At 70.9% G+C, this 25866-nt stretch carries 28 protein-coding genes; 13 read left to right on the top strand and 15 right to left on the bottom strand.

Translation table 11 applies throughout. The annotated features are described in order from the left end of the window. Window positions 1–164: 164 nt before the first annotated feature. From ACFYWI_RS08570 to mshD, 7 genes are all read right to left on the bottom strand, one after another. Complete coding sequence (locus tag ACFYWI_RS08570) at window positions 165–581, bottom strand: NUDIX hydrolase (protein ID WP_389227234.1); 417 nt, start codon at window positions 579–581, stop codon at window positions 165–167. Then, window positions 578–1990: a CHAD domain-containing protein gene (locus tag ACFYWI_RS08565; RefSeq protein WP_389227231.1), complete on the bottom strand. Its 1413-nt coding sequence runs from the start codon at window positions 1988–1990 to the stop codon at window positions 578–580. The genes ACFYWI_RS08570 and ACFYWI_RS08565 overlap by 4 nt, the downstream gene beginning before the upstream one ends. After that, window positions 1977–4205 carry an RNA degradosome polyphosphate kinase gene (locus tag ACFYWI_RS08560; protein WP_389227228.1) on the bottom strand — a complete coding sequence of 743 codons (2229 nt, stop codon included), beginning with the start codon at window positions 4203–4205 and terminating at the stop codon, window positions 1977–1979. The genes ACFYWI_RS08565 and ACFYWI_RS08560 overlap by 14 nt, the downstream gene beginning before the upstream one ends. Before the next feature lie 219 nt (window positions 4206–4424). After that, on the bottom strand, window positions 4425–5441 hold the full coding sequence (locus ACFYWI_RS08555; protein WP_389227225.1) for a hypothetical protein: 1017 nt from the start codon (window positions 5439–5441) through the stop codon (window positions 4425–4427). After that, window positions 5438–6319: an ABC transporter ATP-binding protein gene (locus ACFYWI_RS08550; protein ID WP_389227222.1), complete on the bottom strand. Its 882-nt coding sequence runs from the start codon at window positions 6317–6319 to the stop codon at window positions 5438–5440. The genes ACFYWI_RS08555 and ACFYWI_RS08550 overlap by 4 nt, the downstream gene beginning before the upstream one ends. Further along, window positions 6316–6708 carry a GntR family transcriptional regulator gene (locus ACFYWI_RS08545; RefSeq protein ID WP_389227219.1) on the bottom strand — a complete coding sequence of 131 codons (393 nt, stop codon included), beginning with the start codon at window positions 6706–6708 and terminating at the stop codon, window positions 6316–6318. The genes ACFYWI_RS08550 and ACFYWI_RS08545 overlap by 4 nt, the downstream gene beginning before the upstream one ends. Before the next feature lie 103 nt (window positions 6709–6811). After that, window positions 6812–7735, bottom strand: coding sequence for a mycothiol synthase (gene mshD, locus ACFYWI_RS08540; RefSeq protein ID WP_389227216.1), 924 nt, complete (start codon window positions 7733–7735; stop codon window positions 6812–6814). 426 nt (window positions 7736–8161) lie between these two features. Between mshD and ACFYWI_RS08535 the strand changes: the two genes are divergently transcribed. Together ACFYWI_RS08535 and ACFYWI_RS08530 are read left to right on the top strand one after the other, a co-directional pair. Beyond that, window positions 8162–9979 carry a bifunctional metallophosphatase/5'-nucleotidase gene (locus ACFYWI_RS08535; RefSeq protein ID WP_389227213.1) on the top strand — a complete coding sequence of 606 codons (1818 nt, stop codon included), beginning with the start codon at window positions 8162–8164 and terminating at the stop codon, window positions 9977–9979. A gap of 220 nt (window positions 9980–10199) precedes the next feature. Continuing rightward, the gene (locus ACFYWI_RS08530) at window positions 10200–11072 is read left to right on the top strand and encodes a phosphatidylinositol-specific phospholipase C (protein WP_389227210.1); all 873 of its coding nucleotides are present in this window, start codon (window positions 10200–10202) and stop codon (window positions 11070–11072) included. Window positions 11073–11091: 19 nt separating this feature from the next. Here the strand turns inward: ACFYWI_RS08530 and ACFYWI_RS08525 are convergent, their stop codons facing one another. The 6 genes from ACFYWI_RS08525 to ACFYWI_RS08500 form a co-directional block, all read right to left on the bottom strand. Further along, window positions 11092–11541 carry a hypothetical protein gene (locus ACFYWI_RS08525; RefSeq protein ID WP_389227207.1) on the bottom strand — a complete coding sequence of 150 codons (450 nt, stop codon included), beginning with the start codon at window positions 11539–11541 and terminating at the stop codon, window positions 11092–11094. Window positions 11542–11616: 75 nt separating this feature from the next. Continuing rightward, complete coding sequence (locus ACFYWI_RS08520) at window positions 11617–13074, bottom strand: sensor histidine kinase (protein ID WP_389227354.1); 1458 nt, start codon at window positions 13072–13074, stop codon at window positions 11617–11619. Next, window positions 13062–13793, bottom strand: a complete 732-nt coding sequence (locus ACFYWI_RS08515; RefSeq protein ID WP_389227204.1) for a response regulator transcription factor — start codon at window positions 13791–13793, stop codon at window positions 13062–13064. The genes ACFYWI_RS08520 and ACFYWI_RS08515 overlap by 13 nt, the downstream gene beginning before the upstream one ends. 22 nt (window positions 13794–13815) lie before the next feature. Continuing rightward, window positions 13816–14904 carry a S1C family serine protease gene (locus ACFYWI_RS08510; protein WP_389227201.1) on the bottom strand — a complete coding sequence of 363 codons (1089 nt, stop codon included), beginning with the start codon at window positions 14902–14904 and terminating at the stop codon, window positions 13816–13818. A gap of 144 nt (window positions 14905–15048) precedes the next feature. Then, the gene (locus tag ACFYWI_RS08505; protein WP_389227198.1) at window positions 15049–16071 is read right to left on the bottom strand and encodes a LacI family DNA-binding transcriptional regulator; all 1023 of its coding nucleotides are present in this window, start codon (window positions 16069–16071) and stop codon (window positions 15049–15051) included. 23 nt (window positions 16072–16094) lie between these two features. Beyond that, window positions 16095–16874, bottom strand: a complete 780-nt coding sequence (locus ACFYWI_RS08500; protein WP_389227195.1) for a response regulator transcription factor — start codon at window positions 16872–16874, stop codon at window positions 16095–16097. A gap of 245 nt (window positions 16875–17119) precedes the next feature. On the opposite strand from ACFYWI_RS08500, the gene ACFYWI_RS08495 reads away from it, so the two are divergent. From ACFYWI_RS08495 to ACFYWI_RS08460, 8 genes are all read left to right on the top strand, one after another. Continuing rightward, window positions 17120–17974, top strand: coding sequence for an alpha/beta hydrolase (locus ACFYWI_RS08495; RefSeq protein ID WP_389227351.1), 855 nt, complete (start codon window positions 17120–17122; stop codon window positions 17972–17974). A 45-nt stretch (window positions 17975–18019) separates the two neighbouring features. Then, on the top strand, window positions 18020–18274 hold the full coding sequence (locus ACFYWI_RS08490; RefSeq protein WP_389227192.1) for a MoaD/ThiS family protein: 255 nt from the start codon (window positions 18020–18022) through the stop codon (window positions 18272–18274). Window positions 18275–18284: 10 nt separating this feature from the next. Then, window positions 18285–19430, top strand: coding sequence for a hypothetical protein (locus ACFYWI_RS08485; protein WP_389227189.1), 1146 nt, complete (start codon window positions 18285–18287; stop codon window positions 19428–19430). A 196-nt stretch (window positions 19431–19626) separates the two neighbouring features. Continuing rightward, on the top strand, window positions 19627–20316 hold the full coding sequence (locus tag ACFYWI_RS08480; protein ID WP_389227186.1) for a DUF2993 domain-containing protein: 690 nt from the start codon (window positions 19627–19629) through the stop codon (window positions 20314–20316). Window positions 20317–20511: 195 nt separating this feature from the next. Further along, window positions 20512–20592, top strand: a complete 81-nt coding sequence (locus tag ACFYWI_RS08475; protein ID WP_351257108.1) for a putative leader peptide — start codon at window positions 20512–20514, stop codon at window positions 20590–20592. A gap of 137 nt (window positions 20593–20729) precedes the next feature. Next, window positions 20730–21569: a sulfurtransferase gene (locus tag ACFYWI_RS08470; RefSeq protein ID WP_389227183.1), complete on the top strand. Its 840-nt coding sequence runs from the start codon at window positions 20730–20732 to the stop codon at window positions 21567–21569. Between the two features lie 34 nt (window positions 21570–21603). Next, window positions 21604–21891 carry a DUF1416 domain-containing protein gene (locus tag ACFYWI_RS08465; RefSeq protein WP_328399094.1) on the top strand — a complete coding sequence of 96 codons (288 nt, stop codon included), beginning with the start codon at window positions 21604–21606 and terminating at the stop codon, window positions 21889–21891. Between the two features lie 58 nt (window positions 21892–21949). Beyond that, window positions 21950–22270, top strand: a complete 321-nt coding sequence (locus ACFYWI_RS08460; protein ID WP_389227180.1) for a DUF3099 domain-containing protein — start codon at window positions 21950–21952, stop codon at window positions 22268–22270. Here ACFYWI_RS08460 and ACFYWI_RS08455 read toward each other — a convergent pair. Then, window positions 22264–22626, bottom strand: coding sequence for a DsrE family protein (locus ACFYWI_RS08455; protein WP_389227177.1), 363 nt, complete (start codon window positions 22624–22626; stop codon window positions 22264–22266). The two genes, ACFYWI_RS08460 and ACFYWI_RS08455, sit on opposite strands and share 7 nt — an antisense overlap. A gap of 651 nt (window positions 22627–23277) precedes the next feature. On the opposite strand from ACFYWI_RS08455, the gene ACFYWI_RS08450 reads away from it, so the two are divergent. The 3 genes from ACFYWI_RS08450 to ACFYWI_RS08440 all read left to right on the top strand — a co-directional run bounded on the left by ACFYWI_RS08450 (window position 23278) and on the right by ACFYWI_RS08440 (window position 25339). Further along, complete coding sequence (locus ACFYWI_RS08450; protein ID WP_389227174.1) at window positions 23278–23850, top strand: FABP family protein; 573 nt, start codon at window positions 23278–23280, stop codon at window positions 23848–23850. Window positions 23851–23911: 61 nt separating this feature from the next. Further along, the gene (locus tag ACFYWI_RS08445) at window positions 23912–24349 is read left to right on the top strand and encodes a Fur family transcriptional regulator (protein WP_389227171.1); all 438 of its coding nucleotides are present in this window, start codon (window positions 23912–23914) and stop codon (window positions 24347–24349) included. Window positions 24350–24358: 9 nt separating this feature from the next. Next, entirely contained in the window at window positions 24359–25339 is a 981-nt protein-coding gene (locus ACFYWI_RS08440) for a YgfZ/GcvT domain-containing protein (RefSeq protein WP_389227168.1), read from the top strand. A gap of 12 nt (window positions 25340–25351) precedes the next feature. Here ACFYWI_RS08440 and dtd read toward each other — a convergent pair whose 3' ends face one another. Beyond that, a complete protein-coding gene (gene dtd, locus ACFYWI_RS08435) occupies window positions 25352–25792 on the bottom strand; it encodes a D-aminoacyl-tRNA deacylase (protein WP_389227165.1) in 441 nt (146 codons plus the stop codon). Window positions 25793–25866: the final 74 nt, after the last annotated feature.

The following is a 25866-nucleotide window of genomic DNA, read 5'->3' as shown; positions in this document are numbered from 1 at the left end:
GCAGATGAGATGAAGCGGCCGACGGGAGAGAGTGAACGGCAGGTGAACCGTGCAGGGCGGCCTGGTGCTGGCTTCCGTGTTCGCCCGGCCGGGTGATCGCGCTGCGTGTAATGGGGCTGCGCGGACCAGGGGCCGACGCCCGCCGCACGGTGCGTCATCCCTGCTCACGCCACGTGCAGGGCCTCGAGAAGCGCATCGAGGAGAGTGCGGTCGCGCGGCTGGGTGAGACGGTTGCGGGCCGCGGCCGGGGGGAGCCAGACGATGTGGTCGACCTCGCCGCTCGCGGCGAAGGAGCCGCTGGTCGCCTCGGCCGCCCAGTACGCGACCTGCTTGGGGCGGCCGTTCGCCACGTAGCGGGCGGTGGGCAGGCGGCCGCCGGGGACACAGCGGTGACCGGTCTCCTCCAGCACTTCGCGCAGCGCCGCGGTGATCTCGTCCTCACCCCGCTTGAGCTTCCCCTTCGGGAACGACCAGTCGTCGTACTTGGGCCTGTGGACGAGACAGACCTCCACACCGCCGTCGCCGTACGGGGAGCGGCGCCAGAGCACGCATCCCGCGGCGAACACGGTGTCCTCCGTCATGGGGCGGACACCGCCGTGGCGCGCCGCCACTCCTGCTGGAAGGCGAAACGGGCGGCCTCGACCTCATGCCGCTGGTCGGCGTGGAGCACACCGAGGGCGTAGGCCGTCGCGGGAGCGATACGGGGGGTACGGGCGGCGGCCGCGGCGGCCGCCGCGGCCTCGGCGGCGTCCCGGTGCCGGTCCAGGACGCGCCCCGCGTGCCAGAGCATCTGGTCCGCGTCGGGGTGCAGCACTTCCTGGGCGTAGCGGTGCAGGCGCAGCAACTGGCGGACCTGGTGCCAGGGCGCGTCCTGCTCGTCCCCGGCGGTGGCGGTGGAGAGGCCGTTGACCAGTGCGTCCGCGTTGTACGGGTGGGCGGCGCGGCCCAGCGGCAGCGTGGCGACGGCCTCCAGCAACCGCCGCTCGGCGATCTCGGCGGACAGCGCCAGGGCCGGGGCGGCCGGGCCGTCGGCGGCGGGAGCGAGAGGGAGCTCGGAGGCCAGTAAAGCGACGGCGTCCGCGACGGCGTGGAACCGGGACGACCCGAGCGCCTGCAGCGCGGCGGAGTGTGCACGGGTCCGGGCGAGTGTCAGCTGCCGCTCGAGCAGCGCCCCGGCCCGCGCGGCCCCGACGGCGAGCGTCCCGGTGGCGCGCCGCGCCTCGGCGGACACGCTCGTGCCGGGCCCCGCCGAGCGGGACGCGGCGTGAGTGGTGCCGGGGCGGGCTTCGCCCGAGCGCGCGGGGACGGCCGCGCCGACGGACCTGCCGGGGTCGGCCGAGGATGCGGCACCGCCGGGGGCGGGGACACGGTCCGCGCCCGAGCCGGTCGTGCGCCCGGAGCCGTGGGTCCCGGCGGCCGCACCACCGGCTCCCGTCAGGTCGTCGGCCGGGGCGGCCGGACCACCTGGTCCTCCGCCGGTGGGGGTCGTAACGCCTTCGGCACCGTCCCCCGCCATGGAATCGGCGTCGCGCGGACCCGCCGGACGGCCGGGTCCCGCGAGGCCGCCCGCCGCGGCGCCGGTCCCGCGGGCGTCGCCCAGGGGCGGGTACGGGATCCTCGCGGAGGGGAGCGGTGCCGTGCCCGACAGGCGGGAGAGGGCCTCCAGGAGGCGGTCGAGCCGTGAGGTGTGCGCGTGTTCCTGGGCCAGCGTGGCCGACAGCCACGCCAGCTCCGCGCGCAGTCCGTCCGCCCATGCCGGGTCCAGCAGCGGACGGAAGGTGTGCAGCGTTCCGCTGATACGGCGCGACGACTGGCGCAGCGCGCGTGCCGCGTCCGCGGCGACCGCCGTGTCCGCGCCGCTCTCGCTGTGCAGCCGCAGACTGCGCAGGAAGTCGGCCGCCTGCGCATGGAGGTAGCGGGCCACCGCGTCGCCCGCCGTGACCGCGGCGGTCGTCGTGGTGTCCTGCCGGGAAAGTTCAGGGCTGTGCACGCCGGCGCCTCCGGGCGTCTATGAGCATCTCCTGTACGTGCCGCAGCGGCTGGCCGTCGGAGTCCGTGGCATGTCGTGTCCACGCGCCGTCCGGGCCGAGGTGCCAGGAGGACGTGCTGTCGGACATGCCGGTCTCCAGCATTCTGCTGAGGGCCGCGCGGTGGGCCGGGTCGGTGACCCGTACCAGTGCCTCGATCCGTCGATCGAGGTTTCGGTGCATCATGTCGGCGCTGCCGAACCACACTTCGGGTTCGCCGCCGTTGCCGAAGGCGAAGATCCGGGAGTGTTCCAGGAAGCGGCCGAGTACGGAGCGCACCCGGACGTTCTCCGAGAGGCCCGTCACGCCGGGGCGTATCGCGCAGATACCGCGTACCCAGATGTCGACCGGCACGCCCGTCATGGCCGCCCGGTAGCAGGCGTCGATGACCGCCTCGTCCACCATCGAGTTGACCTTGATGCGTACGTAGGCGGGGCGGCCGGCCCGGTGGTGCGCGGCTTCCTTGTTGATCCGCGACACCAGGCCGTCGCGCAGGGACTTGGGGGCGACCAGCAGCCGTCGGTAGGTCTCGCGGCGCGAGTAGCCGGACAGCCGGTTGAACAGGTCGGAGAGGTCCGCGCCGACCTGCGGGTCCGCGGTCAGCAGCCCCAGGTCCTCGTACAGCCGGGCCGTCTTGGGGTGGTAGTTGCCGGTGCCGACGTGCGAGTAGCGCCGCAGGACCTCGCCCTCCTGGCGGACCACCAGCGACAGCTTGCAGTGGGTCTTCAGCCCCACCAGCCCGTACACGACATGGCAGCCGGCCTCCTCCAGCTTGCGCGCCCACTTGATGTTGGCCTGCTCGTCGAAGCGGGCCTTGATCTCGACGAGGACGAGGACCTGCTTGCCGGACTCGGCGGCATCGATCAGCGCGTCGACGATCGGGGAGTCGCCCGAGGTCCGGTACAGCGTCTGCTTGATGGCGAGCACGTCGGGGTCGCCGGCGGCCTGTTCCAGGAAGGCCTGGACGGAGGTGGAGAACGAGTCGTACGGGTGGTGCAGCAGGACGTCTCGTTCGCGCAGTGCCATGAAGATGTCGGGCGCGGACGCGGACTCGACCTCGGAGAGGTCCCGGTGGGTGCCCGCGATGAACTTCGGGTACTTCAGCTCGGGCCGGTCCAGGGCGGCGATCCCGAACAGTCCGGTCAGGTCCAGCGGCCCGGGCAGGGGGTACACCTCGGCGTCGGAGACCTTCAGCTCGCGCACCAGCAGGTCGAGGACGTACGGGTCGATGGACTCCTCGACCTCCAGGCGCACCGGCGGGCCGAAACGGCGCCGCATGAGCTCCTTCTCCAGAGCCTTCAGGAGGTTCTCGGCGTCGTCCTCCTCCACCTCAAGGTCCTCGTTGCGGGTCACCCGGAACATGTGGTGGGCCAGCACCTCCATCCCGGGGAAGAGCTCCTCGAGATGCGCGGCGATGACGTCCTCGAGGGGGACGTAGCGGTTCGGGGAGGCCTCCAGGAAGCGGGTGAGCAGCGGCGGCACCTTGACCCGGGCGAAGTGGCGGTGGCCGCTGACGGGGTTGCGCACGACGACCGCGAGGTTCAGGGACAGGCCCGAGATGTACGGGAAGGGGTGCGCGGGGTCGACGGCCAGCGGGGTGAGCACCGGGAAGATCTGCTGGCGGAAGAGCGTGAAGAGGCGCGCCTGCTCCTTCTCGGTGAGTTCGGGCCAGCGGATGACATGGATGCCCTCCTCGGCGAGCGCGGGGGCCACGTCCTGCTGGTAGCACGCGGCGTGCCGGGCCATGAGCTCGCGGGAGCGGGTCCAGATCAGGTCGAGGACCTCGCGGGGCTGCAGACCCGAGGCGGAGCGGGTGGCGACGCCGGTGGCGATGCGGCGCTTGAGGCCGGCCACCCGGACCATGAAGAACTCGTCCAGGTTGGAGGCGAAGATCGCCAGGAAGTTCGCGCGCTCCAGCAGCGGGGTCGACGGGTCCTCGGCGAGTTCCAGGACGCGTTCGTTGAACGCGAGCCAGCTGCGCTCGCGGTCCAGGAACCGGCCCTGCGGCAGTTCGGGGCCGATCGATTCGTGATCGTCTTCGTAGGAGTCGAGATCCGAGTCGATGTCGGGCTCGAGATCGGACACCGTGGCGGCGACGGTGTGCGGTCGGTGCGCGGCTATGGAACCGACGGACGGCTGGGGGTGCTGGACCGGGACCTCGGCGGGCTGCTGGCTCATGAACCCATTCTTCCGCGCCCGAGGCCCGAGGGGCGCGTCGGAGGCGGCCGGGATGCGGGGATTTCTCCCGTTGGGGGAGGCGGGCACAGCGGGCTGCATTGGGTGAGGGTCGCAAGAGCGTCTGAATGCCTGGTAACAACGACATGACGTGAGGGAAAGCGGGGCAGGGCTCCCCGGAGTCGGAACCCGGGAGCCCTACGCACGCGTATACGAATCGTGTCAGGCGTGGCGGCGGCGCAGCACGGCGAACGCCGCGACGGTGAGCACTGCTGTCAGCGCCAGGACGATACCGGTCTCGACGAGCTGGAGCGGCCAGAAGTGCGAGGCGGGATGGAAGACGGCGTAGCTGCCGGTGATGCCCTCCCGTGACTGGCACTGTGCCAGTGCCTGCTCGTACTCGTCCCAGCAGGGGGTCGCCGCGATGCGCTGCCCGGATGTGCTCAGCACGCCGTTCGCCAGCTGCCAGGTGCCGTTGGTGAGGTCGGCCGCGGAGCCGGTGGTGGTGCGGTCCGTGGCCGGCCACAGCTGCTCGCGGTGGCGCCCGCCGAGGACGGTCAGGAAGCCGGTGGTGAGGAGCGCGAGGCCCGCTGCGGGCAGGGCGCGGCGGAGCAACAGGCCCGCGAGCGCGCCGATGGCAAGGCCGCAGAGCGCGTACGCGATGCTCACGGGCCCGAGTGCGCGGAACACGTCGTCGTAGTACCACTCGTCGGCCAGGGCACTCGGGCCCCCGTTGCGTGCCCACCGGTACAGCAGGGACAGCAAAGCGGTGCCTGCGGTGATCAGCAGGGCGGGGAGCAGGAGTTTCGCGGCGAGCCAGCGGGCCGGGGTGACGGACTGGGTCCAGGCCAGGGCGGCGGTGCCGCGCTCCAGCTCGCGGCCGATCAGCACGCCGCCCGCGTACACGGCGACGGCGAACGGCAGCCAGGCGATCAGCGTGGCCGCCAGGCTCATGTTGCCGGCGTACGCGGAGATGGCGGAGCCGGCGAAGTCCTCGCACGGCGGCAGGTCCGTGTCGGAGGATCCGCAGGGGCCGCTGGCCCGTGCGGCAGCCGGGCCGACGGTGCGCAGCCAGGCGAGAGCGACGGCTCCGGCGGCGACGGACCCGGCGGCGACCAGCAGCGCGCCGCGGTGGAGGCGCAGGACGGCCCAGGTCAGGCCGCGCAGGCCGCGGGAGGCGGGGGCGTTGTACGCGGTCGGGGACGACGCGGGGACCGTCGGGGTCACAGGGGTGCTCATGCCGACACCTCCGCGCTCGGCGTGAGCAGCGCCGGGGCGCCGGGGCTGCGGAGATGGGCCATGAGCAGTTCCTCCAGGGACGGGCGGTCCGTCTGCCAGACGTCGCCGACCGCGCCGGACCCCCGTACCAGCGCGGTCAGCTGACGTCCTGTCGTCCGGGACTCGACGACGGTGTGCGGGGCGAGGTCGGCGACCGGCCCGGTGAGCAGGGTGTGCGCGGCGATCAGATCCTCGGTCTCGCCGCCGAGACGGATCCGGCCGCCGTCGACGAGGAGGACGTAGTCGCAGGTGGCCTCCAGCTCGGTGAGGATGTGCGAGGAGATCACGACGGTGGTGCCGTGCTCGGCGGCCCCGGCCATCAGAGTGCCCATCAGGCGGTGGCGGGCGAGCGGATCGAGGTCGGCCATCGGCTCGTCCAGCAGCATCAGCTCGGGACGCTTGCCGAGGGCGAGGGCGAGTGCGACCCGGGTGCGCTGGCCGCCGGACAGCGAGCGGACGCGGGCGCCGGGGTCCAGCTCGCCGTCGGCGACGACGCGTTCGGCGATCGAGGCGTCCCAGCGGGCGGGGTTGAGCTCGCGGCCCAGGCGCAGTGTGTCGGCGACGGTGAGCTGCGGGTGGAGGGGCTTGGCCTGGGCGACGTAGGCGAACTTCTCGCGTACGGAGGCGGGGTCGGTGCCGAGGACGCGCAGGACGCCTTCGCCCGGACGCAGCAGTCCGGCCGCGAGCGCGAGGAGCGTGGACTTGCCGGCGCCGTTGGGGCCGACGAGGGCGCAGACGCGTCCGGTGGGTATCCGGAAGGAGACGTCGCGCAGGGCGTGCCCGCGCCGCCTTCCGTAACTCTGGCCGAGGCCCCTTGCCTCGATGGCTGCGGCTGTCATGCGCCGTCCCCCTTGTCCGGCTCTTCCACCACGGAGGTGAAGAGCGCTGTGATGTCGTCCTTCTCCAGACCGGCGCCGCGGGCCCGGGCCACCCAGTCGGTGAGCTCGGCGCGCAGGGCGGTGTGGTCCGCCGGGGTGCCGCCGCCGAGGGTGCCGGTGACGAACGTGCCGAGTCCGCGGCGTGCTTCGACGAGGCCTTCGCGTTCCAGTTCGCGGTAGGCCTTGAGCACGGTGTTCGGGTTGATCGCCGTGGCTTCGACGACCTCGCGGGCCGTGGGCAGCCGGTCGCCGGGTTCCAGGAGGCCGAGGCGCAGGGCCTGTTTGGTCTGCTGGACGATCTGGAGATAGGTGGCGACGCCACTGCGCCGGTCGATACGGAACTCGACCACGATGCTGCACCACCCTTTCACTAATTGAGTAGTGGAAGAGTGGTGCAAGAGAGGGGCCGGTGTCAATGCCCACCGGCCCCTGCGTCTGCTTTCTCCTGGGTTGTCAGGACTCCGTGCGGTACATCAGATCCACCTCGTGGGTGACGAACCCCATCGCCTCGTAGACCCGCATCGCCGCCAGGTTGTCCGCGTCGACGTAGAGCATCGCGGTCGGCACGCCCTGCGCCGTGAGATAGCGCAGGCCGGTGGCGGTCAGCGCCGTGCCGAGACCCCCGCCCTGCGCGTCGGGGCGGACACCGACGACGTACACCTCTCCGAGCTGCTCCTCGGCGTGCACCTTCGTCCAGTGGAAGCCGACGATCTCGCCGCCCCGCTCGGCGAGGAAGAAACCCTTCGGGTCGAACCATGGCTCGGCCTTGCGGTCGTCAAGATCCCGCTGGATCAGCGACCCCTGCTCGGGGTGGTGCGCAAAGGCGGCGGCGTTCACCGCGAGCCACGCCTCATCGTCCTCGCCGGGCACAAAGGTGCGTACGGTCACGCCGGGCGGATACACCGGCTCGGGAACGCTGCCGGCGCTCAACGGCTTCCGCAGTTGGCGCAGTTCACGGAAGAGGGTGAGCCCGAGCACCTGGGCCAGATGCCGGGCCGCGGACTTCCCGCCGTGCGCCCACACCCGCAGCCGCTTGCCCGACGCCCCCAGCAGCGCGGACCCCAGCGCCCGCCCGTGCCCGCGCCCGCGATGCCCGGGATGCACGACGAGTTCGGCGGCAGGGGCCTCGACCGGGTCGGTGTCCTCCAGCTGCGCGTACCCGATGAGCACGCCGTCGACCGTGAGAAGGAAATGCTGTACGCCCTCGCGCTTCCCGCCGCGCAGCTGCAGCTGCCCCTGCTCGGACACGGCCTGCATACCGTCGGACCGGGCAGCGTCGGCGAGCACACCGAGCACGGCCTGCGCCTGCTCGTGGCTGAGCTCGTCGAGGGCTTGGATCTGCCGGCCGGGCTCCGGAATCACTGCGTCGATCGTCATGGATCGAGGGTACGGCGGGGTGGTGGCCGGGGTCACTTGCCGACGGGGCGTGCGACCAGCACGTGGCGCATCCGCTCGGCCCGCCCGGCGCGGGCGCGCACGATGTGCCCCCGCTTCTGCGCGCCGCCGAGCCGGGATCATCCGTCCGTTCCTTCCGTCCTGACGATCACCCCGTGTTCACCTGGGGCGCCGGGTCCTCGCGTGTGTCCCGGGGCGATCGCCCTCGGCTCCTGTCGGCCTTCTCGGCGAAGCAGCCCGGCGACGTTCCCGCCCAACTATGTCCGCCACATGGGTGATACGGGCAGAATCTCCGGTTCACGAACGATGGCAACCAGGTCGTAACCCACATCCCCCTGTCGCGCTACGCGCGTTGACTCTAGGCTGCCGCTCGACCCTCACAACACGCTGGAACTGACAAGGGGACAGATGTCAGCGACACCACACCATCACCGCGCGGCCAAGCGGACCCGGCGCATACTCGCCACCGCTGCCGGTCTCGCCACCGTCGGCGCACTCCTTGCCGCGCTGCCGGCCGGGGCGACGAGCGGGGACCGCCACGGCGGACGGCACCACACGCCGCGCACCGTCGATGTGCAGCTGCTCTCCTTCAACGACCTGCACGGCAACCTGGAGCCGCCCGCCGGCTCGGCCGGGCGGGTCACGCACACCAACGAGGACGGCACCACCAGGACCATCGACGCCGGTGGCGTCGAGTACCTCGCCACGCATCTGCGTGAGGCCCGCAAGGGCAACAAGTTCTCCGTCACCGCCGCGGCCGGCGACATGATCGGTGCCTCGCCGCTGCTCTCCGGGCTCTTCCACGACGAGCCGACCATCGAGGCCCTGAACCGGCTGAAGCTCGATGTCTCCTCCGTCGGCAACCACGAGTTCGACGAGGGCGCCAAGGAGCTCGCCCGGATGCAGAACGGCGGCTGTCACGCCACCGAGGGCTGCTTCGAGGAGGGCAAGAAGTTCCGGGGCGCGAACTTCCCGTACCTCGCCGCGAACGTGGCGAAGGAGAAGACCGGCAAGCCGCTGCTCGACCCGTACTTCATCTGGGAGAGGAACGGGGTCAGGATCGGCTTCATCGGCGTCACCCTGGAGGGCACGCCGAACATCGTCTCCGCCGAGGGCGTCAAGGGCCTGAAGTTCGGCGACGAGGTCGAGACGATCAACAAGTACACCAAGGTGCTGGAGCGCAAGGGCGTCAAGTCGATCGTCGCGCTGCTGCACGAGGGCGGGGCACCGGCCTCGTCCTCGTACAACTACAACTGCGACAGCCCGGGCCCCGGCGACGGCATCTCCGGCCCGATCGTCGACATCGCCAAGAACGTCAGCCCGCAGGTCGACGCCCTGGTCACCGGCCACACCCACCAGGCGTACGCGTGCAGCATCCCGGATCCGTCGGGCAAGCCGCGCACCGTCACCTCGGCGGCCTCGTTCGGCAAGCTGTACACCGACACGACGCTCACCTACGACCGTCGCACCAGGGACATCGTCCGCACCTCCGTCGCCTCCGCGAACCATGTCGTCACCCGTGACGTGGCCAAGGCCGAGGACATGACCCGGCTGATCCAGCGCTGGAACGCGCTGGCCGCGCCGATCGCGAGCCGGCCCGTCGGCTACATCTCCGCCGACATCGAGAACCCCTTCGACGCCCCCGAGAAGCCGATCGGCGACCTGATCGCGGACGCGCAGCTGGAGGGCATGGCCCCGGCCGACAAGGGCGGCGCGCAGATCGCCTTCATGAACCCGGGCGGCATCCGCGCGGGCCTGGTCCACAAGGCGGGCGGCGGTGAGGGCGACGGTGTGGTGACCTACGGCGAGGCCTTCACCGTGCAGCCGTTCACCAACATGATGACGGCGGTCGACCTGACCGGCGCCCAGCTGATCACTCTGCTCCAGCAGCAGGTCAGTGGCGCCAACGCGGCAGCCCCGAAGATCCTGCAGGTCTCCAAGGGCTTCACCTACACCCTGGACATGACCAAGGCGGGAGCCGATCGCATTGTCGTGGACTCGGTGAAGCTGAACGGCGAGGCGATCGACCCGGCGAAGACCTACCGCGTCGCGATGAACGAGTTCCTGGCGGGCGGCGGCGACGGCTTCCCGGTCCTGAAGGAGCACAAGAACAAGCTGGTGGGCGGGTCCGACCTGGACATTCTCACCGCCTACTTCGCCGCGCACTCCAGTGCGGCCGCCCCGCTCGCGCCGCCGGCGACGGGCCGGATCACGGTCGTGAAGTAGCGGCACAACGGGTACGGGACGGGGCGGCGGGCCACAGGTCCGCCGCCCCGTCGGCGTTCGCCCGGCGGTCGGGCCACAGGTCCGCCGCCCCGTCGGCGTTCGCCCGGCGGTCGGGCGGCGCTCTCCACCGGCGCAACGGCGCGCGTTTCCCGCCGGGTGACGAGTTCGCTGTGTACGGACTCTGGCGACTCTTGACGCGGTCCCGTCATACTCCGGGCTCATGGACCGACGGAGATTTCTCGCGGGGGCCGCGGCGTTTTCCGCCGCCGCCCTCATCGGCGCCCCCCACGCCACCGCCGCGCCGCGCCGCACCCTGTCCGCCCAGGACTGGATGGCCGGCGCCGCCGACTCGACACCCCTGCAACGGCTGACCATCCCAGGTACCCATGACTCGGGTGCCCGCTTCGGCGGACTGTGGGTGGAATGCCAGAACATCACCATCGCCGACCAGTTGAACAGCGGCATCCGCTTCCTCGACGTACGGTGCCGGGTCACCGGCGGCTCGTTCGCCATCCACCACGCCGCCTTCTTCCAGAACCTGATGTTCGGCGACGTGCTCATCGCCTGCCGCGACTTCCTCGCCGCCCACCCCTCCGAAACCGTCCTGATGCGGGTCAAGCAGGAGTACTCGCAGGACAGCGACGCCACCTTCCGAGCCGTCTTCGACGACTATCTCGACAACAGGGGCTGGCGCCCGCTGTTCCGCATCGGCGACGGGGTGCCCACGCTCGGCCAGTCGCGCGGCAGGGTCGTGCTGCTCGGCGACAACGGCGGTCTGCCCGGCGTCCGGTACGGGGACGGCTCGCTGTTCGACATCCAGGACGACTGGAACGCCCCGCCCAACTCCAAGTACCCCAAGATCGAGGCGCACTTCCGCAAGGCGGTGCAGCAGCCCGGGAAGCTGTTCATCAACTACGTCAGTACGGCGGCGTACCTGCCGCCCCGCTGGAACTCCGACAGCCTCAACCCGCGGGTCCACTCCTTCATCAACGGAAGCGAGGCGAGCGGCTGGCGTGGTCTCGGGATCGTGGCGCTCGACTTCCCCAACACCCGCGCCGGCCTGGTCGACTCACTGATCCGCCACAACGGATAGGCCCTGCCCGGGCGGGCCGTCAGAGGTCGTCGCAGATGCCGCGGGCCTTGTCCAGGTCCTTGCGCACCTCCGCGGCCTCGAAGCCGTCGGCCTGGCGCAGGCGCGCCCGGTTGATGGCGTCCGCGAGCGGCTTGTACTCCGAGTCGCCCGCGGCCGCCGCCGTGGCGAGGTCGAGCGCGCCGGCGAGACGGTAGAGCGCCATCTCGCCCTCCTTGCCCCTGCTCGTGAGCTTCGACTCGTCGTAGCCGGCGAGGGCGTTGCACGCCCCCTGGGCGTCGGACGCCGGACCGGACCCCGCGCCACCGACGAGTGCCCAGGCTGCCCCTACCGCTCCGCCGCCAATCAGCAGCCCGATCGCCAGCGCCGCGACCAGTGGGCCGACCCGGCGACGGGAGGTGGGCGCGGGCGGTCCGGGCGGTGCGGGCGGGGGCGGAGGGGTCGGCGCGGAGTAAGGGTCCTGTGGCTGCATTCACCGAAGGTAGCGGGGCCGGCGCTCGGTTGTCAGGAGCGAGTCATGCCTCCTGCCGCAGAAGCCGAGGCGCGGTCAGGAGGAGGCCGGTGGCGGTGTCGCCGCGCCCGGCAGGCTGATCAGCGCATACGTCCCGCCTCCCGGTGCCGGTGCCAGCGCGATCCGCCCGCCCGCCTGCTGCACCGTACGGGCCACGATCGACAGCCCGAGTCCCGAGCCCGGCAGGGACCGTGCGGACGGTGAGCGCCAGAACCGCTCGAAGACATGCGGGAGTTCATGCGCCGGGATCCCCGGCCCGTGGTCGCGCACCGCCAGCTCGCCGCCCCGCAGGGTCACCTCGACCTCTGCGCCCGACGGGGAGAACTTCACCGCGTTGTCCAGCACATTGACCATCGCCCGCTCCAGCGCCGCCTGTTCGGCCCGTACGTACCAGGGCTCCAGATCCGAACGGAACACCAGCTCGGGACCGCGCAGCCTGGCCCGCTCCAGCGCCGCCTCGGCGACCTCGTGCAACGCGACGACCTTCAGCGGTCCCCGCGACGCGGCGTCCGGCCGGGACAGTTCCTGCAGATCTCCGATGAGCGAAGCCAGTTCGGTCATCTGCGCCGTGACCGAGGCCATCAGGGCCCGCCGGTCGGCGGGCGGGATCGCCCGGCCCGTCTCCTCGCTGCGGGCGAGCAGTTCGATGTTGGTGCGCAACGAGGTGAGCGGTGTGCGCAGCTCGTGACCCGCGTCGGCGATCAGCTGCTGCTGCAGATCCCGGGAGGACGCCAGCGCGGCGGTCATCGCGTTGAAGGATCGGGACAGCCGGGCGATCTCGTCGTCGCCCTCGACGGGAATCCGTACGCTCAGATCCTCGGTACGGGCCACGTGCTCGACCGCGTCGGTGAGCCGGTCCACGGGTCTCAGGCCGGTGCGCGCGACCCACAGCCCCGCGACCCCCGCGCCGAGTACGCCGATGCCGGAAACAAGGAGCAGCAGAAGAGCCAGATCGTTGAGGGTGCTCTCGGTCTCCCTCAGAGGGAACGCGAACATCACCGCAGTGTCCTCGACGACTCCGCCGCCCGGGCCCTGGGCGACAGCCGCTCTGGTGAGCACCCGGACCGCTTTCCCGTCGGTCGTCGTGCCGTTGCGGAAGGACTCGACGGCCGGGTCCCCGCTACGCGCAACGTACCTGTCGTCGTTGTCGACCAGGACGGTGCCGGCGGAGTACTCGGCGAAGACGCAGGGGTTGTCGTCGTCGGCCCGGGCGAGCTGCCAGTAGTAGACGGGCTTCGGGCCGTCGAACTGGCCTTGGCGGACAGGGGCCGCGGGACAGCCCCGCAGCGTCGCCGCAATGTCCATGGTCCGCAGCGGGGTGCCCTCGCTCACCGAGTGCAGCTTGGCGTCCACCTCGGCGTACAGCTTTCCGCGCACGATGAACCAGCACGCCGTGGACACCACCGCCACCGCCACAGCCACCGCCACCGCCACCAGCAGCGCAAGCCGCGCCCGCAGTGGCATGGCCTGGAATCTGCGGATCACTCCGGGGATCCCTCCCGCAGCGCATAGCCCACGCCCCGCACGGTGTGGACGAGACGCGGTTCGCCGGCCGCCTCCGTCTTGCGCCGCAGGTACATGACGTACACATCCAGGGAGTTGGAGCTCGGCTCGAAGTCGAAGCCCCAGACGGCCTTGAGGATCTGCTCCCGCGTGAGCACCTGTCGCGGATGCGCGAGGAACAGCTCCAGCAGCGTGAATTCGGTACGGGTCAGCTCGACCCGGCGGGTGCCGCGGGCGACCTCGCGGGTCGCCAGGTCCATCCGCAGATCGGCGAACGCCAGCACGTCCTCGTCGGCGGGCGCCGGAACGGCCGCCGCCGCGTACGCGCTGCGCCGCAGCAGCGCCCGGACACGGGCGAACAGCTCGTCCAGCTCGAACGGCTTGACCAGGTAGTCGTCGGCGCCCGCGTCCAGTCCCGTCACACGGTCGCCGACCGTGTCGCGGGCGGTCAGCATCAGGATCGGCACGCGCGAGCCCGCGGCGCGGAGCCGGCGGGCCGCTGTCAGCCCGTCCATCCGGGGCATCTGGATGTCGAGCACGATCAGATCGGGCGCGTACGACTCCGCCCGGGCGAGGGCATCCATGCCGTCGACCGCGAGCTCGGTGGCGTACCCCTCGAAGGCGAGCGAGCGCTGGAGCGCCTCGCGCACGGCGGGTTCGTCGTCGACGATCAGGATGCGCTCGAGGCCGCTCTCGGGAGGGGTCGTCATAGCTGCCAAGCCTTGCACGTCGTCAGGCGCCCGACCCGGAGCGCAGGGTGTCCAGGTCCGCCTTGACCGTGTTGACGGGGATCGCGAAGCCGAGGCCCACGCTGCCCGCGGAGGAGCCACCCGAGGCGGAACCGGACGAGTACATGGCCGAGTTGATGCCGATGATCTCGCCGTTCATGTTGATCAGCGCGCCGCCGGAGTTGCCGGGGTTGAGGGAAGCGTCGGTCTGGAGCGCCTTGTAGGTCGTCGTCGATTCGCCGGTGTCACCGTTGAACTCCTGCCCGCCGAACTCGAAGGGCCAGCCCTCCCGCGGCTGCTGCCGCCCCGGGTCCTGGTCCTTCGCCACCGTCACGTCCCGCTCGAGCGCGGAGATGATGCCGCTGGTGACCGTGCCGGTCAGGCCCTCCGGGGAGCCGATGGCGACGACCCCGTCACCCACCCTGACCTTGCCGGAGTCGCCGAGCGTCGCTGTCGGCAACCCTGCCGGCGCATCGTCGAGCTTGATGAGGGCGAGATCCTTGGCAGCGTCGGTGCCGACGATCTCTGCGTCGTACGTCTTGCCGCTGCTGAGCCGGACCGTGATGGCCGAGGCGCCGACGATGACGTGGTTGTTGGTGACGATCTCGCCGTCCTTGGTGATGATCACGCCGGAGCCGGTGGACTTTCCGCCGGTGGACGCCGCGCTGATCTCGACGATGCTCGGCGAGACGGCCTCGGCGACACCCGCGACCGTGCCCTTGTCGCTCCGCGCGACCGTGGTGCCGGGCACGGAGTTGCCGACGCCGACGGAGTGGTCCTGGTAGTACTCGCCGACCAGCACGGACGCGCCGCCGCCGATGAGCGCGGCGGCGACGGCGGCTGCGGTGATCAGCCCGACCGGCCGCTTCGCCCTGGCCCGGTGGGCGGGGGCGGGCTGCGGCGCGGCGCTGTGGACCGGCCCGTCGAAGGGAGGCGGGTAGCCGGCCACGCCGTCGCCGGGCCACACGGTGACCGGCGGCCGGGCGGGCCCACAGGGCGGAGGCGGCGAGAATCCGCCGCCTCCGTCACGCCGGTCCCGGGTCTGTGGTGGGTACCCGTCGTCTTCGCCGTCGCGGCGGTAGTGGTCCGTCATGGCAAGGAGTCTCGGACAGGTCCATGAGAACTGTCTGAGTGCGTCCTGAGAAGTCCTGCAGAACGGCGTATGCCCCATGTAAGGACGCCGACCGCTCCAGGAACGACGGACCGGGAGCGACGTCACCCCCAGCCGGGAGCGACGTCAGCCGCAGCCGCAGGATCGGCGGATCACCAGGCCCGACGGGAACTGCTTCACCCGCTCCCGCCGTGAGCCCGCCACCCGCAGGCCGTCGTCCAGCACCAGGTCGACCGCGGCCCGGGCCATGGCGGGCCGGTCCGAGGAGATCGTCGTCAGCGGGGGGTCGGTCAGCGCCGCCTCCTTGACGTCGTCGAACCCTGCCACCGCCAGCTCGCCCGGTACGTCGATCCGCAGCTCGCGCGCGGCCCGCAGCACGCCGAACGCCTGGTCGTCCGTGGAGCAGAAGATCGCCGGCGGCCGGTCGGGACCGGAGAGCAGCTTGAGGGCGACCTGGTAGGCGTCGTAGCGGTTGTACGGGGCCTGGAACAGCCGTCCCTCGGTCGAGCGGCCGGACTCCAGCATCGCCCGGCGCCAGCCCTCGACGTGGTCCGCCACAGGGTCGCCGACCGCGGGGGTGTTCTCGACACCGCCGAGACAGGCGACGTACGGGTGACCGTGCTCCAGCAGATGCCGGGTGGCCAGCTGGGCACCGCCGATGTCGTCCGTGACCACCGCGACGTCGTCGATCGCCTCGGGCCGCTCGTGCAGCAGCACCACCCGTGCGTCCCACGCCTCGATCTCGGCCGCGGCCCGCTCGCTGGGTCCCTGGCTGACCAGGATCAGTCCGGAGACCCGCATGCCGAGGAAGGCCCGCAGATAGTGGACCTCGCGCTCGTCGCGGTAGTCGGAATTCCCGACCAGCACCATTTTTCCGCGCTCGGCCGCGGCCTGTTCGACGGCATGGGCCATTTCGGCGAAGAACGGCTGCCGGGCGTCCGGCACGATCATGCCTATGAGGTCGGTACGCCGCGACGCCATCGCCTGGGCAACCCGATCGGGCCGGTAGCCCAGCTCCTTGATCGCTGCGAGTACCCGCTCGCGCGTGGCCGGGGCAACCGGCCTCGGTCCGTTGTTGATGACATAGCTCACGACGGCGGTCGAAGTACCCGCCAGTCGCGCCACATCGTCCCGCGTCACCTTGGCCACGCGCGAAGTCTACGCGTGGTGACCTACCTCTGGGCAGGGCGTACGGCTGGTTCCGCCACCTCGGGGGTGTCCTCCGTACGGGCGATGTCCGCCGCGGCCTTCGCCTTGGCCTCCTCGGCCGCGCGTTCGACCTTCTCGGGTGCGACGAACCGATAGCCCACGTTCCGCACGGTTCCGATGAGCGACTCGTGCTCCGGGCCGAGCTTGGCGCGCAGCCGCCGTACATGGACGTCGACCGTGCGCGTACCGCCGAAGTAGTCGTAGCCCCAGACCTCCTGCAGCAGCTGGGCTCGGGTGAAGACCCGGCCGGGGTGCTGTGCGAGGTACTTGAGCAGCTCGAACTCCTTGAAGGTCAGGTCCAGGATCCGGCCCTTGAGCTTGGCGCTGTAGGTGGCTTCGTCGACCGACAGATCGCCGTTGCGGATCTCCATGGGGGAGTCGTCCGAGGTGATCTGCTGGCGGCCCATGGCCAGCCGCAGCCGGGCCTCGACCTCGGCCGGGCCCGCCGTGTCCAGCAGTACGTCGTCGATGCCCCAGTCCGCGGTGACGGCCGCGAGCCCGCCCTCCGTCACCACCAGGATCAGCGGACAGCCGGGACCGGTGGAGCGGAGCAGCTGGCACAGCGACCGCACCTGCGGCAGATCGCGCCGGCCGTCGATGAGGATGACGTCGGCACCGGGGGTGTCGACGAGGGCCGGTCCCTCGGCGGGGGCCACCCGAACGTTGTGCAGGAGCAGGCCGAGAGCGGGGAGCACCTCCGTCGACGGCTGGAGGGCATTGGTCAGGAGCAGCAGTGAGCTCATCGCGCTCCACCTGCCTGGGTCGTCCGGGTCGTCCTGCGGTCGTCGTCGTGCACGGATCGCTCGCCCATAACGTCGGTTCCTCCTCGGTCCCTTCGAGGACGTTCTGCGGCACTGCTTCGTACGTCGGCCCTCGCGCCCTGAGAGCCGTTGCGCATCGTGCTCATCCGCCCGTAACAACAGTGGGAAAGCACGAAAGGACCCGGGGGCTGCATTGCCCGGATCCTCTGCCCAGCAGAATAGCCCACATCAGTTCCGAGGCAGAGGGCTCATTTCACACTGTGGACGCATTCTCGATCTCCCGCTGTGTCCTGGCCGACATCGGCGCACCTTTGGCCGGACCCCGCCGCGCAACCCTCCGTACACCGGACGGGGTACCCATCGAGGCCCTCTACGAGCCGTGCACGAACGGGCCCGGTGACACCGCCATCGTTGTCGCGCACGGTTTCACGGGGTCCGTCGACCGGCCCGCGGTGCGCCGCGCAGCAGGGGTTTTCTCCCGGCGTGCGGCCGTCGTCACCTTCTCTTTTCGTGGGCACGGCCGTTCGGGCGGTCACTCCACGGTCGGCGACCGCGAGGTGCTGGATCTGGCCACGGCGGTCGCCTGGGCGCGCTCGCTCGGGCACTCCCGCGTGGTCACCGTGGGGTTCTCGATGGGGGGCTCGGTGGTGCTCCGGCACGCGGCAATGCATAGGGGGCTCACTGAAGCGCGAACGGATGCACTCGCGGCCGTGAGCGCCCCCGCGCGCTGGTACTACCGCGGAACGGCCCCGATGCGCCGACTGCACTGGGTGGTCACACGCCCGCTCGGCCGGCTGGTGGGCCGCTACGGCCTCCGTACCCGCATCCACCACCGGGACTGGGATCCCGTCCCGCTCTCCCCGGTCGAAGCGGTCCCGCTGATCGCGCCGACCCCGCTGCTGATCGTCCACGGCGACAGCGACCCGTACTTCCCGCTCGACCATCCGCGGATGCTGGCCGAGGCCGCCGAGGCGGGTGGGGGACCGGCAGAGCTGTGGTTGGAAAAGGGCATGGGCCACGCCGAGAACGCGGCCGACGACGATCTGTTGCGCCGCCTGGGGGACTGGCTCGTGGGCGAGTAGACCATCATGGAGGGCGGCGCGCACATGAACGAAAGGAGTGCCGCTATGGCAGCGGGCACGATCCGCTACTGGGCCGCGGCCAAGGCGGCGGCCGGGGTGGCGGAGGAGCCGTACGCCGCGGGGACACTCGCCGAGGCGCTCGACGCGGTCCGCGAACGCCACCCCGGGGAGCTCACGCGTGTACTGCGGCGGTGCTCGTTCGTGGTCGACGGTGACCCCGTCGGGACACGTGGTCATGAGACCGTACGGCTTGCCGAGGGCGGCACGGTCGAGGTGCTCCCGCCGTTCGCAGGAGGGTGAACCGCACAGCATGAGCAGCGATCAGCAGTATCCGTACGGGCAGCAGCAGACGCCGTACCCGTACCAGGATCCGTATCCGGGCTCGTACCGGGACCAGGACCAGGACCGGTTCCAGGGCCAGGACCCGTACCAGCAGCCCGTGGCACAGCCGCCGTACCAGGACGCGGGAGCGACGCAGACCTGGCAGGGCGACACCTGGGACACGCAGTACCAGCCGGTCGTGCAGAACGCCCGGCCCGCCGCCGCGGCCGACACCGCGTATCTGCCGCAGACCGCCCACCCGCTGCCGCCGGAGGCCCCGGCGCCCGAGGCCCCGTCGACATACGAGCCGTCGGAGCCGACTGCCGCCGCGGCCGCCCGTGGGAGCTACAGCACCCCCACCACCGGCGGCAACGCGCGGATCACCGACGCCCAGCGCGCCCGCGCCGAGGGCCGCTCGCCGATCATCCCACCGGGCATGCAGCCGGCCGGGCTGACCGCCGCACTCGGCCTGCTCCTCGCCGCCGGCGCGACCATCGGCCCGTCCGCCCTGCTCGTCCCGCTCGTCCTGCTCCAGGCGGTCACCGCGGCCGGCTGGTTCCGGCTGAACGGCATGTGGCCCGCCCGGCAGGGCATCGCCCTCGCCTTCGCGGGCGGTCTCGCGGCCGACGTCGCCCTGCTCGCCGCCGGCAAGGAGCACGGCCCCGCCGCGATCATCGGCACACTCGGCGTCTGGGTGCTGCTCACGCTCGTGCTGCAGCTGCGCAGCCGAGCGGGTGCCGACGAGAGGATGTACGGGCTGATGGCGACCATCGCGTCGGCGGCGCTCGCGATCATGGCGACCGGACATCTGGCGGCCACCGGTGACGCCGTGACTGTCGGAGGGATCGCGGTCGCCGTGACCGTGCTCGCCCGGGCGCTGCCGCTGCCGGGCATCGCGTCCGTCGCCGTCTCCCTGCTTGCCGCGGCCGGTGCGGGCATCGCGGCCGGAGGTCTCACGGGACTGGGAACGGGCGGCGCGCTGCTCGGGCTCGCGGCAGGGGTCTGCGCGCTGGTCGGCCTGCGGGTGGCGGGCTACGACTACCCGTCCCGCTTCGTCCACATGACGGCGGGCGTGGCACTGCCGCTGACCGCGGCGGCCCCCGCCGTGTATCTGATCGGTCGCGCGCTGGTCTGAGGCACCCGGTCGGGTACCGGTCCGGCTCGGGTGCGACTCCGGCCCGGCTCCGCTGCCGGGCCACCGGCGCGTCCCGTCGGAACCATCGATGGCCGCTGTTCGTCGATCATTGAGCAGAACCAGAAGGCGTCGTCCGGACTGATTCAGGCTCTCGGGCCTCCGGGGGCCACAGACCAGGGTGGGGGACACCAATCACATGCGTGCACTGCGAATACTGCTGATCGTCGCCGTCGTGCTCGGCGGCATCTTCGTCGTCGTGGACAGAGTCGCGGTCAACATGGCCGAGTCGAAGGCGTCCGAGCGCATCAGGGTCCAGCAGGGCGCGGCCGGTTCGACGGATGTGTCCATCAAGGGCTTTCCGTTTCTGACGCAGGTCGCCGGCAAGGAGCTCGACGAGGTCGAGATCAAGCTCAGCGGCATCGAGGCAAGCGCCTCGGGCCGCCGGGTGCGCATCACCGAGATGTCCGCCGATCTCTTCCAGGTACGGCTCGGTGAGGGCTATTCCAGCGCGACCGCCGCGCGTGCCGAGGGTGTCGCCCGTATCTCGTACGCGGACCTCACCGCGGCCTCCGACGACGGTGTCACCGTCGCCTACGGCGGGAACGGCAAGCTGAAGGTCACCGGTTCGGTGGAATTCCTCGGGCGGAAGGTGACGCGCAGCGTTGTCTCCACCGTGAGCCTGGTGGACGGTGACACGATCCGGGTGCGGGCCGACGAGGTGCCGGGCGAGGGCATCCCCGGCCTCGAGGACCTGGTCCGCCGCAGGACGGACTTCGACCGGCAGATCGGCGGACTGCCCACGGGCCTCGAGCTCGAGAAGGTCGAGGCGAAGGCGGACGGCGTTGTCTTCACCGTCACCGGCAAGGATGTCGAGCTGACGGGCTGAAGCGGGCGAAAACGGGGCGCACGGCCGTATGGTGAGACGGCAGTGTCCGGTGGGCAGAAGGGAACGAGGCGCAATCCCCCGCGCAGGCGGAGGGGCGCGCCTCGTTCCCTTTTTCGTATCGCATAGTGGATGATCGCGTCTCAGCATCCGACACGCCGGTGACATTGCCGCCGACTCGTCCCTACGATCGGACCCATGAAGCGACAGGCGGACCTCACGAAGCGGCGGGCAGTGGATCTGTGCCGCGTCGCCGCCATGCTCTGTCGCACTGCCTGAGCGGGAGCTCGGCCTCCCGTATCCCCCGGCCCTTGGACCTCTGTCAGGGCCACCCCCGTGCCGGTTCGCCGCGCTGTCCGCGTACCCGCACCCCCTCGCGTATCAACCCGCCGCACACTGCCCCGGAGGAGAACAGCATGAGCCGCAGCGACGTCCTGGTAGACGCCGACTGGGTCGAGGCCCACATCGACGACCCGAAGGTCGCCATCGTCGAGGTCGACGAGGACACCTCTGCGTACGAGAAGAACCACATCACGAACGCGATCCGCATCGACTGGACCAAGGACCTCCAGGACCCGGTCCGCCGTGACTTCATCGACCAGGAGAGCTTCGAGAAGCTCCTGTCGGAGAAGGGCATCGCGAACGACACCACCGTCGTCCTCTACGGCGGCAACAACAACTGGTTCGCCTCGTACGCGTACTGGTACTTCAAGCTCTACGGCCACGAGAGCGTCAAGCTCCTCGACGGCGGCCGCAAGAAGTGGGAGCTCGACTCCCGCGACCTGGTCGCCGAGGTCCCGGCCCGTCCGGCCACCGAGTACAAGGCCAAGGCCCAGGACACGTCGATCCGCGCCTTCCGCGACGAGGTCGTCGCCGCGATCGACAACCAGAACCTGGTCGACGTGCGCTCCCCCGACGAGTTCAGCGGCAAGCTGCTCGCCCCTGCCCACCTGCCGCAGGAGCAGTCGCAGCGCCCCGGCCATGTGCCGAGCGCCCGCAACATCCCGTGGTCGAAGAACGCCAACGACGACGGCACGTTCAAGTCGGACGACGAGCTCAAGGCCCTCTACGAGGACGAGCAGGTCGACCTGGCGAAGGACACCATCGCCTACTGCCGTATCGGTGAGCGTTCCGCGCTGACCTGGTTCGTGCTGCACGAGCTGCTCGGTGTCGACAACGTCAAGAACTACGACGGTTCGTGGACCGAGTACGGCTCCCTCGTCGGTGTGCCGATCGAGCTCGGCGCCGCCAAGTAATCCCGGAACCCCCGACTCTAAGGACAGAGAAGATATGTGTGGAGCGCAGGTCGGCGGCCCCGACGCCTCGACGATCAAGCCCGGTGAGACCACCATCCAGGGCCAGGTGACCCGTGACGGCCAGCCCGTGACCGGTTACGTGCGTCTGCTGGACTCGACCGGCGAGTTCACCGCCGAGGTCCCGACCTCGGCGACCGGACAGTTCCGCTTCTACGCGGCCGAGGGCACGTGGACCGTGCGTGCGCTGGTGCCGGGCGGCACGGCGGACCGTACGGTCGTCGCGCAGACGGGTGGCCTCGCCGAGGTCGCAATCGCCGTCTGATTGCTCATGAACCGGCCGCAGGGCCGCACCTCAGGGGGTTGGACGCTTCCTGATCGGGGTGCGGTCCTGCGGTCATTTCGGGTGCTTCAGGGCCGCTTTCCGGTCGTACGCTGAAGGTATGTACGCACGGCGGCGGCACATCTACTTCGGGATGATGGCGGCCTGTCTGGTGCTCTTCGTGGGTGCCTGGGCCGTCGTCCGGCTGTGGTCCGTGCCCGTCGCCGTCGGGATGTGTGTCGTAGCCATGGTCATCCCGCCGGTCGCTGCGATGATCGCCAACCGGCGCGGGCCCGACGACCGGTGGTGGGACGACCCCTCGGGCGACCCGAAGTCCGACGAGTGGTGGGACGAACTCGACGGCAAGAAGCGGCCTCAGTAGACGAGGGCCTGCACGCCGTCCGTCATGATCTCGCTGACGAACACCTGGGCTCCGGCGATCCGTACGCCGTCCAGTACGTCCTTCTCCGTGATGTCGCGCCGGGCCGCGCACTGCGTGCACAGCGTGATCTGCCCGGCGGCCCGGATCGACTCGATCAGCTCCGGCAGCGGCGCGGCATGCGGCAACTCGAACTCGGCCGCGCGCCCCGGCAGCGCGAACCACGAGGACTCCCCGGTCAGCCAGAGGGAAACCTCCACGCCACTGGCGACGGCGACGGCCGCCACGGTAAAGGCCTGAGAACACCGCTCGGGGGCGTCGGCCCCGGCGGTCACCTTGATCACGAGCTTCTTCGCCATGCGCCGAACTGTAGTGCGCGGCGCCACGACCCCTGTGCCGGCCGGGGTGCCTGTTGGGTGCGCAGCTGAACGGAAGCTGCGCCTCGGCTCTCGTGGGGGGACACCCTCTGGGACGCCGAGGACGAGGAGCTCCCCGGCGGCTGGACCGGCGTGGAGCAGTACCTCTCCGAGTGCGAAGGACGAGCGCGGCGAGCTGCGCGAGGCACTGGCCGAGTACGCGGTCCGGCATGTCGCCGCCCGCGGCTGGACCATGGCGGACGGCGCGTCGACCCGGCAGGCCCATGTGCAGGCCGGTGACACGGTCGCGCTGATCGTCCAGGCCGCAAGGGCGCCGCTCCGGTCGTCCCGTTCCACCAGACCGTGATCCTGCAGAACCAGCTGCTCGACAGACCGGGCGGGGACGTCGCGGCGGCCTCGCCGAGGCCGACCTCACCGCGAGTGCCGGACCCCCGCCCACTAAGCTGGGGTCCGGCCCGTTCTGCCTTCACCGCTCATTCGAGGAGCACTCCGTGATCGTTTTCTTCGAAGCTCTGCTGGTTCTGGTCTGCGTCGGCGTGCTCGCCTTCACCGTCCTGGCCGTGAAGAAGCTGTACCAGGGCCAGCGCTGACACCCACTCGCTCCTCACCCACTACAGATCGACAGAGCTCCTCATGATCGAGATTCCTTCCGACCTGAACCCGGGCCTCGTCCCCCTCGCGTTCCTCCTCGGCACGTGGGAGGGCGTGGGCGTCTCCGACTTCCCCGGCGCCGAGAAGTGCAACTTCGGCCAGTCCGTCACCTTCAGCCATGACGGCCGGGACTTCGTCGAGTACGTCTCGCACTCCTGGGTCCTGGACGCCGAGGGCAACAAGGTCAAGCCGCTGGAGAGCGAGAGCGGCTACTGGCGCATCGACAAGGACCGCAAGGTCGAGGTGGTGATGGTCCGCGACCAGGGCATCGTGGAGATCTGGTACGGCGACCTCGCCGACCAGAAGCCGCAGATCGACCTGGTGACGGACGCCGTCGCGCGCACCGCCGCCTCCGCTCCCTACAGCGGTGGCAAGCGGCTGTACGGGTACGTGAAGGGCGACCTGATGTGGGTCGGCGAGAAGGCCACCCCCGAGGTCCCGCTGCGCCCGTACATGTCGGCGCACCTGAAGAAGGTCGTCACCCCCGAGCAGGTCGCCTCCTGGGCCAAGGACCTGGGTGACCTGCCCGACGACGGCATCGCCTTTTTCAGGTAGGCCGAGCGGGCGACCCGCGAGCGAGGGGCCCGCGCCGCAGGCCGCTGCCTACACTGGGGGTGTGGTGAGCACCGACTGGAAGAGCGATCTGCGGCAGCGCGGCTACCGGCTGACTCCGCAGCGCCAGCTTGTCCTCGAGGCCGTCGACACGCTTGAGCACGCCACTCCGGACGACATCCTCGGCGAGGTGCGCAAGACCGCGTCGGGGGTGAACATCTCCACCGTCTACCGGACGCTGGAGCTGCTCGAGGAGCTGGGTCTGGTCTCCCATGCCCACCTCGGGCACGGCGCCCCCACCTACCACCTCGCCGACCGGCACCACCACCTTCATCTGGTGTGCCGGGACTGCACGGAGGTCATCGAGGCGGACGTCGAGATCGCCGCGGACTTCACCGCGAAGCTGCGTGCCACCTTCGGGTTCGAGACGGACATGAAGCATTTCGCGATCTTCGGCCGTTGCCAGGACTGCACCGCGAAGGCCGCGAGCACCGAGTCGTAGGCTGGTGCCATGCCGTCACACGCACCCACCAGCCCTCTGATGTCCTTGCCCGGCGCCGTGCCCGCCGAGGGACGCGACGAAGGCGTCGCCGCGCACTACGGCGACCTGTTCCGTGAGCAGCGGGCCCTCGCCGACGGCAAGGGTCTTGTCGACCTTTCGCACCGCGGAGTCGTCAGCGTCACCGGTGAGGACCGGCTGAGCTGGCTGCACCTGCTGCTCACCCAGCACATGACCGATCTGCCGGCCGGGCAGGCCACCGAGGCCCTGATCCTGTCCGCGCACGGCCATATCGAGCATGCCCTGTATCTCGTCGATGACGGGGAGACGGTCTGGGCGCATGTGGAGCCGGGCACGCAGGAGGCGCTGATCGGCTATCTGGAGTCGATGAAGTTCTTCTACCGGGTGGAAGTGGCCGACCGTACCGAGGACTTCGCGGTCGTGCATCTGCCCGCCGGCTCGATCGCCGACGCTCCAAACGGGGTTGTCGTACGGGAGACCCCTTACGGCCGCGATCTGTTCCTGCCGCGCGCGGGCCTCGAGTCGTACGCCCTGGCCAACGGCCCCGCGGCCGGGATCCTCGCGTACGAGGCGCTGCGTATCGAGAACCACCGGCCGCGCCTGGGCTTCGAGACCGACCATCGCACCATCCCGCACGAGCTGGGCTGGATCGGCAGTGCGGTCCACCTCCAGAAGGGCTGCTACCGCGGCCAGGAGACCGTCGCGCGCGTCCACAACCTGGGGAAGCCGCCGCGCCGGCTGGTCTTCCTGCACCTGGACGGCAGCGAGGTGCATCTGCCGGGCCCCGGCACCCCCGTCAGGCTGGCCGCGGACGGTGAGGACGGCCGCCAGCTGGGCTTCATCACCACGTCCGGCCGCCACCACGAGCTCGGTCCGATCGCGCTGGCGCTGGTGAAGCGGAATGTGCCGGCGGACGCGGAGCTGCTTGCCGGGGACACGGCAGCCGCGCAGGAGACGGTCGTCGAGCCGTAATCGACGGCGTCGTCACATCTCGATCAGGACGGTGAACGGGCCGTCGTTGGTGAGCGAGACACGCATCCGCGCTCCGAACCGCCCCGTCTCCACCTGTGCGCCGAGCGCCCGCAGCTGTGCCACGACCTCGTCGACGAGCGGCTCGGCCACGGGCCCGGGCGCCGCGGCGTTCCAGGTGGGGCGCCGCCCCTTGCGGGCGTCCCCGTAGAGAGTGAACTGAGAAATCACCAGCAAGGGTGCATTCACGTCCGAGCAGGACTTCTCACCCTCCAGCATGCGGACCGACCAGAGCTTGCGGGCCAGTTGGGCCGCCTTCTCCTCGGTGTCCTCGTGGGTGACTCCCACCAGCACACACAGTCCTTCGCCGACGATCTCGCCGACGGTCTCCGGTTGCCCGGACTCGTCGGTCACCACGACGCTCGCGCCGTCCACTCTCTGCACCACTGCACGCATACGGATCAACCTAACCGTGGCTGAACCGGTGCCGTCCACCTGCGTCGGAACCTGCCTCAATGGCACGATGCAAC

The sequence above is a fragment of the Streptomyces sp. NPDC002889 genome, from assembly GCF_042888425.1.
Taxonomy (GTDB): Bacteria; Actinomycetota; Actinomycetes; order Streptomycetales; family Streptomycetaceae; genus Streptomyces.
This window is presented reverse-complemented; position numbering and strand designations above follow the sequence as displayed.

Excerpts from the sequence above, each read along its gene's own strand:
- dtd (WP_389227165.1), bottom strand. The coding sequence starts at position 25,792 with ATGCGTGCAGTGGTGCAGAGAGTGGACGGCGCGAGCGTCGTGGTGACC.
- ACFYWI_RS08515 (WP_389227204.1), bottom strand. The coding sequence starts at position 13,793 with ATGACGACCCCTCCCGAGAGCGGCCTCGAGCGCATCCTGATCGTCGAC.
- ACFYWI_RS08525 (WP_389227207.1), bottom strand. The coding sequence starts at position 11,541 with ATGCAGCCACAGGACCCTTACTCCGCGCCGACCCCTCCGCCCCCGCCC.
- ACFYWI_RS08455 (WP_389227177.1), bottom strand. The coding sequence starts at position 22,626 with ATGGCGAAGAAGCTCGTGATCAAGGTGACCGCCGGGGCCGACGCCCCC.
- ACFYWI_RS08550 (WP_389227222.1), bottom strand. The coding sequence starts at position 6,319 with ATGACAGCCGCAGCCATCGAGGCAAGGGGCCTCGGCCAGAGTTACGGA.
- ACFYWI_RS08570 (WP_389227234.1), bottom strand. The coding sequence starts at position 581 with ATGACGGAGGACACCGTGTTCGCCGCGGGATGCGTGCTCTGGCGCCGC.
- ACFYWI_RS08490 (WP_389227192.1), top strand. The coding sequence starts at position 18,020 with ATGGCAGCGGGCACGATCCGCTACTGGGCCGCGGCCAAGGCGGCGGCC.
- ACFYWI_RS08530 (WP_389227210.1), top strand. The coding sequence starts at position 10,200 with ATGGACCGACGGAGATTTCTCGCGGGGGCCGCGGCGTTTTCCGCCGCC.
- ACFYWI_RS08440 (WP_389227168.1), top strand. The coding sequence starts at position 24,359 with ATGCCGTCACACGCACCCACCAGCCCTCTGATGTCCTTGCCCGGCGCC.
- mshD (WP_389227216.1), bottom strand. The coding sequence starts at position 7,735 with ATGACGATCGACGCAGTGATTCCGGAGCCCGGCCGGCAGATCCAAGCC.
- ACFYWI_RS08500 (WP_389227195.1), bottom strand. The coding sequence starts at position 16,874 with ATGAGCTCACTGCTGCTCCTGACCAATGCCCTCCAGCCGTCGACGGAG.
- ACFYWI_RS08555 (WP_389227225.1), bottom strand. The coding sequence starts at position 5,441 with ATGAGCACCCCTGTGACCCCGACGGTCCCCGCGTCGTCCCCGACCGCG.
- ACFYWI_RS08480 (WP_389227186.1), top strand. The coding sequence starts at position 19,627 with ATGCGTGCACTGCGAATACTGCTGATCGTCGCCGTCGTGCTCGGCGGC.
- ACFYWI_RS08470 (WP_389227183.1), top strand. The coding sequence starts at position 20,730 with ATGAGCCGCAGCGACGTCCTGGTAGACGCCGACTGGGTCGAGGCCCAC.
- ACFYWI_RS08510 (WP_389227201.1), bottom strand. The coding sequence starts at position 14,904 with ATGACGGACCACTACCGCCGCGACGGCGAAGACGACGGGTACCCACCA.
- ACFYWI_RS08560 (WP_389227228.1), bottom strand. The coding sequence starts at position 4,205 with ATGAGCCAGCAGCCCGCCGAGGTCCCGGTCCAGCACCCCCAGCCGTCC.
- ACFYWI_RS08485 (WP_389227189.1), top strand. The coding sequence starts at position 18,285 with ATGAGCAGCGATCAGCAGTATCCGTACGGGCAGCAGCAGACGCCGTAC.
- ACFYWI_RS08475 (WP_351257108.1), top strand. The coding sequence starts at position 20,512 with ATGAAGCGACAGGCGGACCTCACGAAGCGGCGGGCAGTGGATCTGTGC.
- ACFYWI_RS08465 (WP_328399094.1), top strand. The coding sequence starts at position 21,604 with ATGTGTGGAGCGCAGGTCGGCGGCCCCGACGCCTCGACGATCAAGCCC.
- ACFYWI_RS08535 (WP_389227213.1), top strand. The coding sequence starts at position 8,162 with ATGTCAGCGACACCACACCATCACCGCGCGGCCAAGCGGACCCGGCGC.
- ACFYWI_RS08450 (WP_389227174.1), top strand. The coding sequence starts at position 23,278 with ATGATCGAGATTCCTTCCGACCTGAACCCGGGCCTCGTCCCCCTCGCG.